Annotated in this window: 14 protein-coding genes; 3 read left to right on the top strand and 11 right to left on the bottom strand. The window is 71.8% G+C overall.

The window, feature by feature from the left end; translation table 11 throughout:
* Nucleotides 1–19: 19 nt before the first annotated feature.
* A complete protein-coding gene (gene pdxR / locus QC385_RS09040) occupies nucleotides 20–1,408 on the bottom strand; it encodes a MocR-like pyridoxine biosynthesis transcription factor PdxR (protein WP_279540718.1) in 1,389 nt (462 codons plus the stop codon).
* A gap of 47 nt (nucleotides 1,409–1,455) precedes the next feature.
* On the opposite strand from pdxR, the gene QC385_RS09035 reads away from it, so the two are divergent.
* From QC385_RS09035 to QC385_RS09025, 3 genes are read left to right on the top strand one after another with little or no spacing between them, the layout of a single operon-like run.
* Complete coding sequence (locus QC385_RS09035; protein WP_279540717.1) at nucleotides 1,456–1,965, top strand: carboxymuconolactone decarboxylase family protein; 510 nt, start codon at nucleotides 1,456–1,458, stop codon at nucleotides 1,963–1,965.
* The gene (locus tag QC385_RS09030) at nucleotides 1,962–2,408 is read left to right on the top strand and encodes a carboxymuconolactone decarboxylase family protein (RefSeq protein WP_279540716.1); all 447 of its coding nucleotides are present in this window, start codon (nucleotides 1,962–1,964) and stop codon (nucleotides 2,406–2,408) included. Before QC385_RS09035 ends, QC385_RS09030 begins: the two co-directional genes overlap by 4 nt.
* On the top strand, nucleotides 2,405–3,124 hold the full coding sequence (locus tag QC385_RS09025; protein ID WP_279540715.1) for an isocitrate lyase/PEP mutase family protein: 720 nt from the start codon (nucleotides 2,405–2,407) through the stop codon (nucleotides 3,122–3,124). Before QC385_RS09030 ends, QC385_RS09025 begins: the two co-directional genes overlap by 4 nt.
* Before the next feature lie 6 nt (nucleotides 3,125–3,130).
* Here QC385_RS09025 and QC385_RS09020 read toward each other — a convergent pair whose 3' ends face one another.
* The 10 genes from QC385_RS09020 to QC385_RS08975 form a co-directional block, all read right to left on the bottom strand.
* The gene (locus QC385_RS09020; protein ID WP_279540714.1) at nucleotides 3,131–4,087 is read right to left on the bottom strand and encodes an ABC transporter substrate-binding protein; all 957 of its coding nucleotides are present in this window, start codon (nucleotides 4,085–4,087) and stop codon (nucleotides 3,131–3,133) included.
* 1 nt (nucleotide 4,088) lies between these two features.
* Nucleotides 4,089–6,038, bottom strand: coding sequence for an ABC transporter permease (locus tag QC385_RS09015; RefSeq protein WP_279540713.1), 1,950 nt, complete (start codon nucleotides 6,036–6,038; stop codon nucleotides 4,089–4,091).
* A complete protein-coding gene (locus QC385_RS09010; RefSeq protein ID WP_279540712.1) occupies nucleotides 6,038–7,111 on the bottom strand; it encodes a quaternary amine ABC transporter ATP-binding protein in 1,074 nt (357 codons plus the stop codon). Before QC385_RS09010 ends, QC385_RS09015 begins: the two co-directional genes overlap by 1 nt.
* Before the next feature lie 32 nt (nucleotides 7,112–7,143).
* Nucleotides 7,144–8,676, bottom strand: a complete 1,533-nt coding sequence (locus QC385_RS09005) for a GMC family oxidoreductase (protein ID WP_279540711.1) — start codon at nucleotides 8,674–8,676, stop codon at nucleotides 7,144–7,146.
* A 102-nt stretch (nucleotides 8,677–8,778) separates the two neighbouring features.
* Nucleotides 8,779–10,299: an aldehyde dehydrogenase family protein gene (locus tag QC385_RS09000; protein WP_279540710.1), complete on the bottom strand. Its 1,521-nt coding sequence runs from the start codon at nucleotides 10,297–10,299 to the stop codon at nucleotides 8,779–8,781.
* Between the two features lie 411 nt (nucleotides 10,300–10,710).
* Complete coding sequence (locus QC385_RS08995; protein WP_279540709.1) at nucleotides 10,711–11,361, bottom strand: hypothetical protein; 651 nt, start codon at nucleotides 11,359–11,361, stop codon at nucleotides 10,711–10,713.
* Nucleotides 11,362–11,579: 218 nt separating this feature from the next.
* Nucleotides 11,580–11,957, bottom strand: coding sequence for a hypothetical protein (locus QC385_RS08990; protein WP_336621280.1), 378 nt, complete (start codon nucleotides 11,955–11,957; stop codon nucleotides 11,580–11,582).
* Nucleotides 11,950–13,665 carry a hypothetical protein gene (locus QC385_RS08985; RefSeq protein ID WP_279540707.1) on the bottom strand — a complete coding sequence of 572 codons (1,716 nt, stop codon included), beginning with the start codon at nucleotides 13,663–13,665 and terminating at the stop codon, nucleotides 11,950–11,952. Before QC385_RS08985 ends, QC385_RS08990 begins: the two co-directional genes overlap by 8 nt.
* A 215-nt stretch (nucleotides 13,666–13,880) precedes the next feature.
* On the bottom strand, nucleotides 13,881–14,870 hold the full coding sequence (locus QC385_RS08980; RefSeq protein WP_279540706.1) for a malate dehydrogenase: 990 nt from the start codon (nucleotides 14,868–14,870) through the stop codon (nucleotides 13,881–13,883).
* A gap of 359 nt (nucleotides 14,871–15,229) precedes the next feature.
* Nucleotides 15,230–16,486 carry a helix-turn-helix domain-containing protein gene (locus QC385_RS08975; protein ID WP_279540705.1) on the bottom strand — a complete coding sequence of 419 codons (1,257 nt, stop codon included), beginning with the start codon at nucleotides 16,484–16,486 and terminating at the stop codon, nucleotides 15,230–15,232.
* Between the last annotated feature and the right edge of the window lie 236 nt (nucleotides 16,487–16,722).

The following is a 16,722-nucleotide window of genomic DNA, read 5'->3' as shown; positions in this document are numbered from 1 at the left end:
CGGTGAGGAATTCGAGCGATTATCCGGGCAGTACCGCGCACAGCGCGTCCAGCGCCCCCGACCACGCGTGGTCCGGTGGTGTTCCGTAGCCGACGACCAGGGCGTCGGCCGGCTCGACCACGGAGGCGGTGTGCCGGTAGCGGCTGAGTCCGTGGACCGCCAGGCCCTGCCAATGGGCCGCCTGGAGCACCGACTGCTCGGTGCCGGGCGGCAGCCGCAGCAGGACGTGCAGGCCGGCCGCGATGCCGGTGACCCGGGCTTCGGAGCCCCGGGCCGCGACGGCGGCGACCAGGGCGTCCCGGCGGCGCCGGTAGTGCAGGCGGGTCGCGCGGACATGGCGGTCGTAGGCCCCGGACGTGAGGAACTCGGCCAGGGTCAGCTGGTCCAGCACGCCGCAGGTGTCGACCCCGCCCTTGGCCGCCAAGGTCTCCTCCGCGAGGCCCGGCGGCAGCACCACCCAGGCCAGCCGCAGCCCGGGTGCCAGGGACTTGCTCGCGGTGCCCAGGTAGACCACCCGGTCGGGGTCCAGGCCCTGGAGCGCGCCCACGGGCTGACGGTCGTAGCGGAACTCGCCGTCGTAGTCGTCCTCCAGCACCAGCCCGCCGGTGCGGCGTGCCCAGTCCACGACGGCCGCGCGGCGGTCGCGGTGCAGGGGGACGCCCATGGGGAACTGGTGGGCGGGCGTGAGGAGGACCGCGTCGGCGGCGGACAACGCGCCCGGGTCGGTGCCCAGCCGGTCGAAGGGCAGCGGGACCGTGTGCAGACCGGACGCGGCCAGGAGCCTCCAGTGCACGTCGAGACCGTACGACTCGACGGCGACCGTCCGTGCCCCGCGTGCCCGCAGGGCCGTGCCGAGCAGCTTCAGGCCGTGCGCGAATCCGGCGCACACCACGATCCGCCCGGGCTCGGCGCGTACGCCCCGGGCCCGGGAGAGGTAGCCGGCGAGCGCGGCGCGCAGCTCGGGGCGGCCGCGGGGGTCGCCGTAGTCGAGGGCGTCGTGGGGCGCCGCGGTCAGGGCGCGGCGGGCGGCCTTGAGCCACTCCGCGCGCGGGAAGGAGGCCAGGTCGGGGCTGCCGGGGCGCAGGTCGTAGGCGGGTCGGCCGCGTTCGCGGGCGTGGGGTGCCGTGCCCGCCGGCGGGACCACCGTCCGGTCGGCGACCCGGGTCCCCGAGCCCTGGCGGGCGGTGAGCCAGCCCTCGGCGACCAGGTCGGCGTAGGCGTCGGCGACCGTGTTGCGGGCGATGCCCAGGTCGGCGGCGAGCGCGCGGGAGGAGGGCAGCCGGGTGCCGGGGGCCAGCCGGCCGGAGCGCACCGCCTCGCGCAGGGCGTCGGTCAGCCCCCGGCGCAGACCCGGGCCGGTCGGCTCCAGGTGCAGGTCGATGCCCAAAGTGGCCCACTGTTCCGCCATGGAAATGGACCATACTCCTGGGCTGCTTCCTTCCTAGGGTCGAGGGCATGACGACGCACACCGATGACACGACGACCGTGGAGTACGTCCCCGAGCAGCCCGCCCGCCTGGACTGGGCCAAGCACGCGCCCGAGGTCTACAAGGCGATGGTCCGGCTGGAGATCGCCGCCCGGCAGGGACTCGACCACAAGCTGTACGAGCTGGTGAAGATCCGCGCCTCCCAGATCAACCACTGCGCCTTCTGCATCGACATGCACACCAAGGACGCCCTGGCGACGGGCGAGAGCGTCGAGCGGATCCTCCAGCTCAGCGCCTGGGACGAGTCGCGGCACTTCTACACCGCGAAGGAGATCGCGGCCCTGGAGCTGACGGAGGCCGTGACGGTCCTGACGGACGGTTTCGTGCCGGACGAGGTGTACGGGAACGCCGCCGAGCACTTCGAGGAGGCCGAGCTGGCACAGCTGATCGCCGCGATCACGACGATCAACGCCTGGAACCGGTTCGGGGTGACCTGCCGTATGGCGCCGGGGCACTACCAGCCGGGCCAGTACAAGTGACGGCCCGGACGCGCCTGCTCGACCCGGCGGTCGGGCGGGCCTTGTCCGCACTCAGCAAGGCCGCCAAGCAGGGCGTGGGCGACCCGGCCCTGGCCGAACTCGTCGTGATCCGCGCCTCGCAGCTCAACCACTGCGCTTTCTGCCTCGACATGCATCTCGCGATCGCCCGCGAGTACGGGGTGAGCGAGAAGCAGCTCGACCTGCTGGCGGCCTGGGAGGAGGCCGGGGACGTCTTCGACGAGCGGGAGCGGGCCGCGCTGGCGCTGACCGAGGCCGTGACGGTGCTGACCGCCGGTTTTGTGCCGGACGAGGTGTACGAGCAGGCCGCGAAACACTTCGACGAGGCCGGACTCGCCCATCTGATCGGCCTGGTCGTCGCCATCAACAACTGGAACCGGGTGATGGTCGGCCGCCGGATCCCGCCTGGGGGGTACACGCCATGAGCAAGGCCGATGTGTTCCGCGATCTGCACCACGACCGGGCGCCCGGCGATCCCCTCGTGCTGCCCGGCCCCTGGGACGCGGCCAGTGCCCGGGTGTTCGCCGAGGCCGGGTTCCCGGCGCTGGCCACGCCCAGTGCCGGGGTCGCCGCCTCCCTCGGCCACGAGGACGGGCAGGTCCCGGCCGACGAGATGTTCGCGGCGGTCGCCCGGATCGTCCGGGCCGTCGACGTGCCCGTCTCGGCGGACGTGGAGGGCGGGTACGGGCTCGCCCCGAAGGAGCTGGTGGAGCGGCTGCTGGAGACGGGGGCGGTGGGCTGCAACCTGGAGGACTCCGTGGGCGGGGTGCTCAAGGACCCGCGTGCGCACGCCGACTGGCTGGCCGAGGTACGGGCCGCGGCCGGCGGCCGGCTCTTCGTCAACGCGCGCGTGGACACCTTTGCCCGCGGGGTCGCCGATCCCGGACAGGCCGTGGAGCGGGCCGCGTTGTACGTCGCCGCGGGCGCCGACTGCGTCTACCCGATCGGGGCCCCGCCGGAGGTGCTGCCGCTGCTGCGGTCCGGCATCCAGGGGCCGATCAACGTGGCCGCCCTGACCGAGGGTGGCCCCACGCCCGCCGAACTCGGCGCGCTGGGGGCCACCCGGATCACCTTCGGGCCGGGTCTCCAGCGGCGGGCCGCCCGGGCCCTGCGGGAGATCGCCGAAGGACTGCGACCGTAGGGACGCTCAGGACAGCCACTTCTTCCACGTGGACTTGTGGCTGTCCACCCACTTCTTCGCCGCGTCCTCCGGCGTCATCTTCTTGTCGGCGATCATCAGGGAGACCTCGTTCTGGTCCTCGGTCGTCCACTCGAACTTCTTCAGGAAGGCCGCCGCCTTGCCGCCGTTCTTCGCGAAGCCCGAGTTCAGGTACTTCTTCAGCGGCGTGTGCGGATAGGCGCAGGCGACCTTCTCCGGGTCGGCGTCGCAGCCCTCCTTGTACGGCGGCAGCTTCACCTCGGTCATGGGGACCTTCTTGAAGAGCCACTGGGGCGTGTACCAGTAGGTGAGGAAGGGCTTCTTCTCCTTGGCGAACTGCCTCATCTGCGTGATCTGCGCCGCCTCGGAGCCCGCGAACACCACCTGGTAGTCCAGCTTCAGGTTCTTCACCAGCGCCTTGTCGTTGGTGACGTAGGACGGCGAACCGTCCATCAGCTGGCCCTTGTCGCCGCTCTCCGGGGTGCGGAACAGGTGGGAGTACTTGTTGAGGTTCTTCCAGTCCGTGATGTCCGGGTGCTGCTTGGCGAGGTACGTCGGGACGAACCAGCCGATGTGACCGGTGACGCCGAGTTCACCGCCGTCGGTGATCGTCTTCTTGTCCTTGACGTACCGCTGCTCCTGCTCGGGGTGGCCCCAGTCCTCCAGGAGCGCGTCGACGCGGCCCTGGCTGAGGGCGTCCCAGGCGGGCACCTCGTCGACCTGGACGGTGTCGACGCGGTAGCCCAGCTCGTGCTCCAGGATGTACTGGGCGACGGCCACGTTGGCCTGGGCGCCCACCCAGGACTGCACGGACAGGGTCACGGTCTTGGCGCCCTGCGCGTTGGCGAAGGGCGAGGCCTGCTTGGTCATGTCGGCGGCGCCGCAGCCGGTGAGCAGCGCCAGGGAGCTCAGAGCGGCGACGAGGGCCGTCTTGCGGACTCGCATGTCACGCTCCCTTCTTCGCGCGGCGTTCGGTGGGCTGGGTCACCCGGTCGAGCATCAGTCCGAGGCAGACGATCGCCCCACCGGCCACCAGACCGGTCGCGAGATCGCCCTGGGCGAGGCCGAAGACGACGTCGTAGCCGAGCGCGCCACCGCCGACCAGGCCGCCGATGACGACGACGGCGAGGACCAGGACGAGGCCCTGGTTGACGGCGAGCAGCAGGGCCGGGCGGGCCAGCGGGAGCTGGACCTGCTTCAGCTGCTGCCAGCTGGTCGCGCCGAGCGAGCCGGAGGCCTCCAGCGCGGCCGGGTCGACCTGGCGCAGGCCCTGGGTGGTGATGCGGACGACGGCCGGGAGCGCGTACACGATCGCGGCCGCGACGGCCGGGGCGCGGCCGACGCCGAACAGGGCGACGACCGGGATCAGGTACACGAACTGCGGCATCGTCTGGAAGACGTCGAGGACGGGGCGCAGCGCCCGCTCCAGGCGGTCGCTGCGGGCCGCGGCGATACCGACGGCGAACCCGACGACGAGGGTGACGGCGACGGCCGCGAGGACCTGGGAGAGGGTGTCGAGGGAGGGCTTCCAGACGCCGAGGACGCCGATCGCGGCCATGGCGAGGACGGCGGTGAGCGCGGTGCGCCAGGTGCCGATCACCCAGGCGAGGGCGGCGACGATCAGCAGGACCCCCCACCAGGGCAGCGCCTGCAGGCTGTCCCGCATCGGGTCGAGGACCCAGGTGGTGAAGTGGCCGGCCCAGTCGGCGGTGCCGCCGATGACGGGGACGCCGGAGTACAGGTGCGCGGTCATCCAGTCGACGGCGCGGTTGACGGGCTCGGCGATGCCGACGATCCAGGCTTCGGGCCAGTCGAGCCGGCCGGCGAGACGCCCGGCGACCGCTACGGCGACCACGCCGATGAGGGCGACGAGCCAGCCGCGCCCGCTGCGGGGCTCCGGTTCGGCGCCGAGCTTCTCCCCCGCCGCGCCGGTGACGCGGTCCAGGACGACGGCCAGCAGCACGATCGGGATACCGGCGGCGAGCGCGGCACCGACGTCGACCGAGGCCAGTGCCTGGTAGACGCGGTCACCGAGACCGCCCGCGCCGATGACGGCCGCGATGACGGCCATGGACAGCGCCATCATGATCGTCTGGTTGACGCCGAGCAGGAGTTCCTTGCGGGCCAGCGGGAGCCGGGCGGTCAGCAGCCGCTGCCGTGCGGTGGAGCCGAGCGACTCGACGGCCTCCAGCACCTCCTTGTCGGCGCCGCGCAGACCGAGCGAGGTCAGGCGGGCCATGGGCGGGGCGGCGTAGATGACGGTGGCCAGGACGGCCGCCGGGACGCCGATGCCGAAGACCAGCACGACCGGCAGCAGGTAGGCGAAGGCGGGCAGCACCTGCATGGTGTCCAGGACCGGGCGCAGGACGCGGTCCATCCGGTCGGAAAGACCGGCGGCGAGCCCGAGCAGCATGCCGACGACGACCGACGCGACGACCGCGACGACCATCAGGGCGAGGGTCTGCATGGTCGGCACCCACATGCCTAGCAGGCCGCAGGCGAGGAACGCGACGGCCGTGCCGAGCGCGAGCCGCACGCCCGCGACGCGCCAGGCGACCAGCGCGCCCAGGGCCGTGACGCCCGCCCAGCCGATGGCGAGGAGGGTGAGGTAGACGGCCCGTACGGCGATCACGACGACGTTGCTGACGTGGCCGAAGAAGTACAGGAACAGCGGGTGGCTGTCGCGGTTGTCGATGATCCAGTCGCTGGCCTTGGCGAGCGGCTCGGAGAAGTCGACGGTCAGTGCGCTCGGCCAGGTGCCGCTGGCCCAGCGGGCGTTCGCCAGCGGCACGAGGATCGCCGCGGCGACGGCCAGGAGCAGCAGCTTCTGGAAGGCACGGTTCTTGAGCAGTCCGGGCAGGCCGATACGGGGCGGGGAGGCGGTGATGGTCGCCATCACACCGCCTCCTTGGGCTGCTCGGTCCCCGGCGGGGCGGGCTGCTCCGTGCCGGCGACGACGCCGAGCAGCGTGTCGGAGTCGATCACGCCCACGCAGCGGCCCTTGTCCATGACACGGGCCGGTGCGCCGGCGCGGGCGACCGCCTCGATCGCCTCGGAGACCGTCGCCTCGGGCCGGACCGCCGGTCCGGTGCCGTCCTGGTCCGCCGAGGGGCGGCGCATGGCCGTGCGGACGGTCATGACCTGCTCGCGCGGGACGTCCCGGACGAACTCGCGGACGTAGTCGTCGGCGGGCGAGCCGACGATCTCCTCGGGCGTGCCGAGCTGCACGACCCGGCCGTCGCGCATCAGGGCGATGCGGTCGCCCAGCTTGAGGGCCTCGTTGAGGTCGTGGGTGATGAAGACCATCGTGCGGCCCTCCTCCTGGTGCAGCCGGACGACCTCGTCCTGCATGTCGCGCCGGATCATCGGGTCCAGGGCGCTGAACGGCTCGTCGAACAGCAGGACTTCGGGGTCGGCGGCGAGCGCGCGGGCGAGCCCGACGCGCTGCTGCTGACCGCCGGAGAGCTGGCCGGGGCGGCGGTGCTCCATGCCTTCCAGGCCGACCTTGGCGACGACCTCGGCGGCCCGCTCGCGCCGCTCGGCCTTGCCCATGCCCTGGATCTCCAGGCCGTAGGCGACGTTGTCGAGGACCGTGCGGTGCGGCAGCAGGCCGAAGTGCTGGAAGACCATGGCGGCGCGGTGGCGGCGCAGTTCGCGCAGCCGGGAGCGGTCCATGGCGCGGACGTCCTCGCCGTCGATGGCGATGGTGCCGGCGGTCGGCTCGATCAGCCGCGTCAGACAGCGCACCAGCGTGGACTTGCCGGAGCCGGACAGGCCCATGACGACGAAGACCTCGCCCTTGCGCACGTCGAAGCTGACGTCGCGGACGGCGGCCGTGCAGCCGGTGCGGGCACGCAGCTCGGCGGGGTCGAGGGCGGTGAGCTCGGGGTCGGCGGGAACGCGCTCGGCCTTGGGGCCGAACACCTTCCACAGGCCCTCCACCGAGAAGACAGGCGTCGTGGTGTCCATGGTCTGCTCCGTGGGGGGTTCGAGGGTCGCGGTCACTGGGAACCACCACCGATCAGCTCGGCGGCCTTCTCCCCGACCATGAGCACGCCGATCATCGGGTTGACGGTGGTCATCGTGGGGAACACGGAGGCATCGGCGATCCGGATGCCCTCCAGGCCGCGGACGCGCAGCTCGGGGTCGACGACCGCGAGCCCGTCGTCGGCGGCGCCCATCTTGCAGGTGCCCGCGGGGTGGTAGACGGTGTGCGCGACCTTGCGGGCGTACTCGCCGAGCTCCTCGTCACCGGTGACGTCCGGGCCCGGGGCCACCTCGCGCTTGAGCCAGCCGGCCAGCGGTTCGGTCTTGGCGATCTCGCGGGCGATCTTGATGCCGTCGACGAGGGTCCTGCCGTCGTAGTCGTCCTCGTCGGTGAAGTAGCGGAAGTCCAGGGCGGGCTTGGCCTCGGGGTCGGCGCTGGTGAGGTACAGCCGGCCGCGGCTCTTCGGCTTGGGGATGTTCGGGGTCATCGAGACGCCGAACTCCGGCCGCTGGTAGCCCAGTCGCTCCGGATTGTCCGTGAAGGGGATCTGGTAGAAGTGGAACATCAGGTCCGGGTGCGGCAGTTCGGGGTCGCGGCGCACGAACAGGCCCGCGTCCGAGTCCATCGCGGAGTTCTCCGGGATGGGGCCGTCGGTCTCCCACACGATGACCGACTCCGGGTGGTCGAGCAGGTTCTCGCCGACGCCCGGCAGGTCGTGCGCGACGGGGATGCCGAGCTTCTCCAGGTCCGCCTTCGGGCCGATGCCGGAGTGCATCAGCAGCCGGGGCGAGTCGACGGCTCCGGCGCACAGCAGGACCTCGCCCCGCGCCTTGACGAGGATCTCCTCGCCGTCCTTGGTGCGGACGTGCACGCCCTCGGCGCGGTTGCCGTTCAGCTCCAGCTTGTACGCCCAGGTCTCCAGCCAGATCGTCAGGTTGGGGCGCTCGTCCATCACCGGGTGCAGGTACGCCACCGACGCCGAGGACCGCTTGTTGTTCTCGGGGTGGTAGGCGAGGTCGAAGAAGCCCACGCCCTCGGTGAACGGCTTCTTGTTGAAGCCGTCGACGCGCGGCACGCCCAGCGCCTCCTGTGCGGCGTCGACGAAGTCACGGGCGATGGCGTTCCGGTCCTTCTCGTCGACCGGGACGATGTTGTTGAGCAGGCGCGCGAAGTACGCCTCCATCTGCACCGCGCCCCAGCCCTTGGCGCCGGCGGCCTCCCACTCGTCCCAGTCGGCGGGCAGCGGCTTGAACGCGATCAGCGTGTTGTGCGAGGAGCAGCCGCCCAGGACGCGGGCCCGGCTGTGCCGGATGTGCGAGTTCCCGCGCGGCTGCTCGGTGGTGGGGTAGTCGTAGTCGAGCTCGCCGCCCAGCAGGCCCATCCAGCGGCGCAGGGTCAGCACGTCGTCGCGGCCGACGTCGCTCGGGCCGCCCTCGATGACGGCGACGGTGACGTCGGGGTTCTCGGTCAGTCGGGAGGCGATGACGGAACCAGCGGTTCCGCCGCCTATGACGACGTAGTCGAATTCGTGGGTGTTATCGGGCATGGGGGTGGTACTCCAGTGGGGGCTGAGGTCCAAGGGGCTGAGGTCTGCGGGGAGTCGGGGATCCGGGGAACGAGGTGCGGAGGATGCCGTCAGGGGTGCGGGTCAGCCCGCGAACCAGCGCACCGGCTTCGGCGCGAGGTTCTGGTAGACGTGCTTGGTCTCGCGGTACTCGGCGAGGCCGGCCGGGCCGAGCTCGCGGCCCACTCCGCTCTTGCCGAAACCGCCCCACTCCGCCTGCGGCAGGTAGGGGTGGAAGTCGTTGATCCAGATCGTGCCGTGCCGCAGCCGGCCGGCCACGCGCCGGGCGCGGCCCGCGTCGGTGGTCCAGACGCCGCCCGCGAGCCCGTACTCGGTGTCGTTGGCGAGGGCGACGGCCTCGTCCTCGGTGCGGAAGGTCTCGACGGTGAGCACCGGCCCGAAGACCTCCTCCCGCACGACGCGCATCTCGCGGTGGCAGTGGTCGAGGACGGTCGGCTCGTAGAAGTAGCCGTTCTCCGGGCGCTCGGGGGACGGCTCGGGGCGCTTGCCGCCGGAGCGCAGCACCGCGCCCTCCTTCAGCGCGGACTCGACGTACATCTCGACCTTGGCGCGCTGCTGCTCGGAGACGAGCGGGCCGCACTCGACACCGTCCTCGGTGCCCCGGCCGAGCCGGATCTTCTCGGCCCGGCGGGCGAGTTCGGTGACGAAGCGGTCCCGCACGGACTCCTCGATGATGAGGCGGGCACCGGCCGAGCAGACCTGGCCGCTGTGGATGAAGGCGGCGTTGAGGGCCTGGTCGACGGCGGTGTCGAAGCCCTCGTCGGTGGCGCAGGCGTCGGCGAAGACGACGTTGGGGTTCTTGCCGCCGAGTTCGAGGGCGACCTTCTTGACCGTGGGCGCGGCGGCCTGGGCCACCTTGGTGCCGCTGATCAGGCCGCCGGTGAAGGAGACGAGGTCGACGTCGGGGTGCTCGGAAAGGCGCGCGCCGACCGAATGACCCGGCCCGGTGACGATGTTGGCGACTCCGGCGGGCAGTCCGGCCTCGACGAGCAGCTCGATCAGCGCGATGGTCGTCATCGGGGTGATCTCGCTCGGCTTGACGACGAAGGTGTTGCCGGCGGCCAGGGCCGGGGCGATCTTCCAACTGGCCTGGAGCAGCGGGTAGTTCCAGGGCGTGATCATCGAGCAGACGCCGATGGGCTCGTGCACGACGACGCTGTGGATGTCGGACGAGCCGGCGTCCACGACCCGGCCCGGGCTCTCGGCCGCGACCAGGTCGGCGAAGTACCGGAAGGCGTCGGCGACGCAGTCGATGTCGACGCGGCCCTCCTCGACGGTCTTGCCCGCGTCACGGGCCTCCAGCAGCCCGAGCTGCTCGCGGTCGCGCACGAGCAGATCCGCGACGCGGCGCAGCAGCGCGGCCCGCTCGGCGGCGGGCGTCCGCGGCCACTCCCCCTCGTCGAAGGCGCGCCGGGCGGCGGCGATCGCCAGATCGGTGTCCTTCTCGTCACCCTCCGCGACCACGGCGAACGGCAGGGCGTCCGCGGGGTCGAGGATCTCGCGCGTGGCGCCGGAGACGGCCGCACGCCATTCCCCTCCCGCGTGGATGGTGCTGCGCGCCTGGAGCTCGTTGCTTTCCGCCATGATCGCTTTCGCCTTCCGTTCCTGATCAGCGCCCCTGTGTCACAGATGTGTCACTAAGAGACCGAGTGCGCATGCCCTGGTCCCCCGGATGCATGCGCGATCGGTGGCCGAAAGTGGGCTGTGTCACGGGAGATGCGGGCAAAGCGCCGCAAAATACCCGCCCATCAGGGGCGCCGACGTCACCCGAGGTCGAAAGTTTCCGGTCGGCACTCGGGACGCAGGGGATGATCCGGACGGGCGTGCATCCGGACGGGCGTGCATCCGGACGGCAACCGGCTGCGGCCGGTCGAGCCGCCCCCGGCCGGACGCGTCGAGGTCAAGGAGCGGAACGCCGGGCCGACGCGTTCGCCGCGGGCGGGCGGCTGCACGGAGTTCCCCTTCCACCACGACGGGGTGTGCGCGGCCCGCTTCTCAGCACCCTCCGCCGAGGCAGAGGGAATCGGCCGCCGTGTCCAGGATTTCGCCCTGCTCGGGGTGCGCATCGGCCGGGCCGGTTGCCAGAACGCCGTACAGCTGGGTCTCGCCGGCATGGATGACGCGGTAGTGGCTGCGCATCACCGCTCCCGACTTCTCGCTCCGGTAGGAGTAGGCCAGCTCTGCCGCCTCACCCCTGGGGTCCGGCACCGGGCCCAGGTCGATCCGCCGGTACTCCTTGGCCCGCACCAGATCCTTCTCGGCCGTCTCGAGCGTGCCGAGCGGGGTGGCGCCCGGCTCAGTGACCTTGAAGACCAGGAGGTGAGAGGGTGGTTCGCCGCCCGGTTTCTCGTAGTAGTACTTGGTGGCGCCGTTCTCGCCCGGCTCCGTCCGCTGCTGCCACCCCTCCGGTACGACGATGTCGAACTCCCCCTCCGAGACGCTCCGGTAACCCGGCGGAGGTTCGCTGGGCGACGGGGACGCGGAGGTGCCCTGCGCGGTCCGCACGGATTCGGACGGCGAGGCGCCGGTGGTCGCCGTCGGGGAGGTGGTCGCGGCAGCGGTGGGCGTGCCGTTACCGTCACGGTCCGCCAGATACCAGCCGCCGAACCCCGCCCCGGCGCCGACCAGGACGGCGGCCGACACCACCGCGACCACCTTCCTGACGCCCCTGTTCGGGTCTTCTCCAGAACCAGGGCCGGGCCCGGGACCGGGTGCATGAGTCGTCTCGCCCCTGGGAGCGGAGTCCGGCGTCGGCTCGAACTTGGGCCGGGGCGGCGGCGGTGCGGTGTGCGGGCGCCGCGGAGCGCCGGTCTCCCAGCGCTGCGTCTGAGGATTCCACCGCACCTCGCCCTCACCGGCCACGCTCAGCCCCCCGTCAGCGCGCCGACCGCCTGACCCACCGCCGCGGCGGAGGCCAGCAGTCCGGTCAGCGCGCCCGCGTCCGCGAGAGCCTGCCGGAGACGGGCGAGCCGGCCCTCGCCGGCCCGACCGGTCGCCTCGATCTCGGCCTGGGCGCCGGCGAGTTCGACGTCCAGGGCGGCCGTCCCCTCGCTCTGGACCAGCCGGTCGAGGTCGGCGCGGAGTTCGCGCACGGCCCGCAGCAACTCCTGCTGCTGGGCGTCCGTTTGCGGAGCGCTCACGTCTGTCCGGCTGACGATGGTGTTGCTGTCACCGATGGCGAACGATCCGTTGACGTTGCTGATGGTGATGTCGCCTCGCCCGGCGCTCCGTTCCTCAGCCATTCCCATCTGCTCCCCCCGTACTCGACGCGCCCACGACACCCGGCGCCTTGTGGGTGACGACGTTGTTGTCGCCGATGGCGAACGACCCCTTCACGTTCTCGATCAGGGTGCTGCCGCCACTCACGTTCACGATCTTCTGGGCGAACTCGTCTGTCCGGTAACCCGCTTCCTTCAGCACCTGTCGCACGCCCTGGGCGACGCGGTCCTGGATCGACTTCAGATAGCGGCTGACGTCCATGTCCTGGAAGAGCGAGGCCGCCTCGCCCGACGCCAGCTCGCGGACCGAGCGCGCCGGACCGTCGGGCAGCGCCCCGCCATAGCCGGCGGTCTGGGTCCGAAAGGCCAGGGAGGCGCCGCGGACCAGTGTCGCGATGGCCTCGATCACCGAGCGAGGCGTGTGCGCCAGAGCCCACACGGCTTTGCCCAGCGGGGTGTTGTTCCGGTACTGGTGCGCGACGCGGTCCGCGTTCTCGAAGTCGGCGCGCACCGGAAGCAGGACGTGCGGCGCGATCTCCAGCATCAGCATCCCGCCCTGGGTGTGCACGCGGACGAAGACGGTCGTGACCACCTCCTCCTCCCAGCCGCCGACCCTGGCGCGCAGGAAGTGCCGCCGTGACTCGCCGCCCTCCTCGACCGCCTCGGTGCGGTGCGCGAGGAAGGCGTCCGGGTCGTACGGCGCGAGGTCCCGGCGTGGCAACCCGGCCACCGGAAGGAACACGCACTCGTCGAGCTCCAGAGCGCGCAGCCGGTCCCGCACCGCGTCGCCCGCGTGCGGCGAGGGCAGCCGCAGCCTGGCGAGCAGTTCGTGGACCTTGTCCAGGATCACCCGGTTGTTGACCGGCAGCGGCGGCTGAGTGCGGTCCGGGTCGGGCCGCAGCTCCACCGCGAGAGTCCAGGTGTCATGGGCCTGCCCGGCACCGCAGAAGGGGTGCGCTCCCTGGTACATGACCAGTGGTGAACGCTGCTCGGTGCGGATGCGCTCCCGCAGCCGCTGGAAGCGCCGCCCCGTGAAGTGCTCGGCCGGGTCGGCGGCCATGTCGCCGAACCGCGACGGGTGCAGTTCCTGCCCAAGCGTCCGGGCGAACTGTTCTTGTTGCGCCGCCACGCACCCCGCCACCAGCCCGAGGACGATGAGCGCGGCCCACGCCTGGAGTGGCGCGGTGATCCCACCGGTCGACCCGGGGACACCCGCGGGCATCAAGGCCGCGCCGACCGCGGAGAACACCTGGTCTCCCCCGCCGAAGGCCGCCTGCACCGTCGCGCCCAGGAAGCCGATCAGCGTGAGGATGCCCCACCAGCGCATCGCCGTGGCAGGCACCCGCCGGTACCAGGGCGGTCGTCTCTTGGGGCCGCGGATCCAGGAGGCGGCCGTGAGCAGAAGGTAGGAGAACAGGAAGGAGAGCAGCGAGAACCCGGAAAGCGGGAGGCCCACCAGCCACAGCGCCAGGATCGCGCCCGCCCACCCCAGCTCCATCCGGCGTGCGCGCAGGGCATGGGCCAGGACACGCGCCGCGTCGAAGCCGAGGGAGGGGGCGACGATGCGCTCCTCGTGCACGTACAGCTCATCGATGACCGCGTCGCGGTACGCCGCGTCGGAGTAGGTGCCCGCGCACATCAACCGGGTCGCCTCGCTCGCGCCGGGCGGCACGGGGGGCTCGTCCGGCACACCGGCCTGCGGCTGCCGCGGTAACTGGGGCGTCTGCGTCAACAATGCTCCCCCGAGGTACGAACGACCGTACGTCACGGCGCAATTGCCGTGTGTGACAAGACAGCATAAGGGGAGCGCGGCGGCACTGGTACCGCGCTTGCGCAAGCTGTGCACCGGTTCCCCGTATACACCACGGGAGCATCGCAGAACGACCGCAGGCGCCGGTCCGGATTCCCGGACCGGCGCCTGCCGTCTTGGGGTGGTCGACCCGTCGGCTAGATGAGGCCGAGGCCGCGGACCGCCTCGCGCTCCTCCTCGAGCTCCTTGACGGAGGCGTCGATCCGGGCGCGGGAGAACTCGTTGATCTCCAGGCCCTGGACGATCTCGTACTTGCCGTCCTTGCAGGTGACCGGGAAGGAGGAGATCAGGCCCTCCGGGACGCCGTAGGAGCCGTCCGACGGGATGCCCATGGAGACCCAGTCGCCCTCGGCGGTGCCGTTGACCCAGGTGTGGACGTGGTCGATGGCGGCGTTGGCGGCGGAGGCGGCCGACGAGGCGCCACGGGCCTCGATGATGGCGGCGCCGCGCTTGGCGACGGTCGGGATGAAGTCCTCGGCCAGCCACTTCTCGTCGTTCACGACCTCGGCGGCGTTCTTGCCGGCGACCGTGGCGTGGAAGATGTCCGGGTACTGGGTGGCGGAGTGGTTGCCCCAGATGGTGAGCCGCTTGATGTCGGAGACCGCAGAGCCGGTCTTCTTCGCGAGCTGGGTCAGGGCGCGGTTGTGGTCCAGACGGGTCATCGCGGTGAACCGCTCGGCCGGTACGTCGGGCGCGGCGGCCTGCGCGATGAGCGCGTTCGTGTTGGCCGGGTTGCCGACGACGAGGACCCTCACGTCGTCCGCGGCGTGGTCGTTGATCGCCTTGCCCTGCGGCTTGAAGATGCCGCCGTTGGCCTCCAGCAGGTCGCCGCGCTCCATGCCCTTGGTGCGGGGGCGGGCGCCGACGAGCAGGCCCACGTTCGCGCCGTCGAAGGCGACGTTCGGGTCGTCCGTGATGTCGATGCCCGCCAGGAGCGGGAACGCGCAGTCGTCCAGCTCCATGGCCGTGCCCTCGGCCGCCTTCAGGGCGGGCGTGATCTCCAGCAGGCGCAGCTTCACCGGCACGTCCGCGCCGAGCAGCTGACCGGAGGCGATGCGGAAGAGCAGGGCGTAACCGATCTGGCCGGCCGCGCCGGTGACGGTGACGTTCACGGGAGTGCGGGTCATGGCGTTCTCCGTATGACAGCTGGCGGTGGGGCGTCCCTGCCCCGGACGTTTGATCGATCTCTTGGCGTCAAGAGATCCATCCAGCGGTCAGGCTATCGCGCATCCGGGATCCCGGACGGCCGGGTCGGTGTGGCCCACCCCACAACTCACCCCGCACCCGCACAAAAGGCGGCCGCCCGTCCGGGAGAGGTGGACGAAGGCGGCCGCCTGGGGGGAACCGACCAAGCCGGACTCCCGTGGGGGTACGGTTCGCCTGCCCCCGATTCCGCCGGGCAATCCTCCCTCTCCGGAATTCGTTTCCCCGACAGGTTCTGCTGCCGGGAACCCTGATACCCGGGGCAGCCGGAGCCGGGGCGCCCCTACTCCGTGCAGCCCTGCCGGCCGGACGCGAGTGTGGCGCAGGCCTTGGCGTCGGCGGCGTTCTTGACGGACACCATCGGGGTGTACGCGATGGAGTCGCCGGCGACGGTGATGTTCCCGGTCTGCTTCGCCTTGCCCGCGCTGACCTGGACCTCGTCGCCCTGTGCCGCCTGGGTGATACGGCCCCAGGCCGCCTTGCAGGTGTCGCTGTAGCGGACCTCGACGACGGTCGTGCCGACGGTCGCGGTCTGGGCCGTGGTCACCAGGTCACCACTGCACCCCATGCTCTCCGCGTCCTTGCCGGTGCAACTGTCGCCGCTGCACTTCACGCCGGGCGGCAGATCCGGGTTCGTGCTGGCGGTCGGCGTGGGCGACTTGGTGCCGCCCTTGGCCTCGTCGTCGCCACCGCCACCCGTGAGGTAGAACGCACCGGCGATCACCACGAGCACGCCCACGACACCCGCGAGGAACGTCGCGGTCCGCCGCTTGCCGCCAGGAGCACGAGAACCGCTGGAACCCGGAGAACCGCCAGCGTCACCGGCCCCACCGGCACCCGCCGGGACGGCGTCCTGGGGCGATGTGCCGTACGAGCCCGCCCCGGCGCCCGGGGGCCGGACGGTGCCGGAACCCGAAGCGGGCGTGGAGCCGGTTCCCGGACCTGCGGTGCGCCCGCGACCCTGGGCAGGGCGCTGGTACCCGGCCACTCCCCACGAGTTGACGCCGGTCGAACCGCTGCCGGTGGAGTCCTGCACCTCGGGGGCCGCCGGCTGCGGCGGCACGGTCGGAACCACGCCTGCCGGGCCCGCGATCCCCGGCGTGACCGTGGCGCTGCCGCTTCTGCGGGCCGACTTGCCGTCGCCCTTGGAGCCGGTGGAGCCGGTGGAGCCGGCCGAGGAAGTCCCGAAGTCCTGCCCGCCGAACTCCCCGAGCGCGGCGCGCGCCTGGGAGATCCGTATGGCCTCCATCGTCATGTCGTGCCGCATCTCCGAGCGGCTCCAGGCGCGCTCGGCGAGCTCCCACATGGTGGTCAGGTGCACCGGATTGGTCCCCGTGACCTCGGCCAGCGCCACGATCGCGCCCTTGGGCGCGAGCAGCCGGCCGTTCAGATAACGCTCCCACGACGTCTTGCTGTAGCCCGTGCGGTCCGCCACCGACGCGATGCTCAGACCACTGCGGTCCACGAGTCTGCGCAGCTGGCTGGTGAACTCCCTGATCTGTGGATCGAGCTCATCCGGCAAGGCCCTCCAACGAGGCATTGCGTCCCCCTCTTCCCCCCGGTACGTGCTGTTATTACCCGCGCTGTTCGCCTCGCGCGTCGGCGGCCTTGGCCGAGTCCTCGTTCTGGCTACCCACAGGGATGCGTCCACTCAGGATCTCAGTTCCCTGAGCGGGGGCGCACAGAAGCATAGGAGCCGCGCGCGATACACCCTGGACCGTCCCGATTGTCCATGCCAACCCCGTGGTTGCACCAGTTCGTGCCGAATCTGCCGGA

The sequence above is a fragment of the Streptomyces sp. DH10 genome (genome assembly GCF_029813805.1).
GTDB lineage: Bacteria > Actinomycetota > Actinomycetes > Streptomycetales > Streptomycetaceae > Streptomyces > Streptomyces coeruleofuscus.
This window is presented reverse-complemented; position numbering and strand designations above follow the sequence as displayed.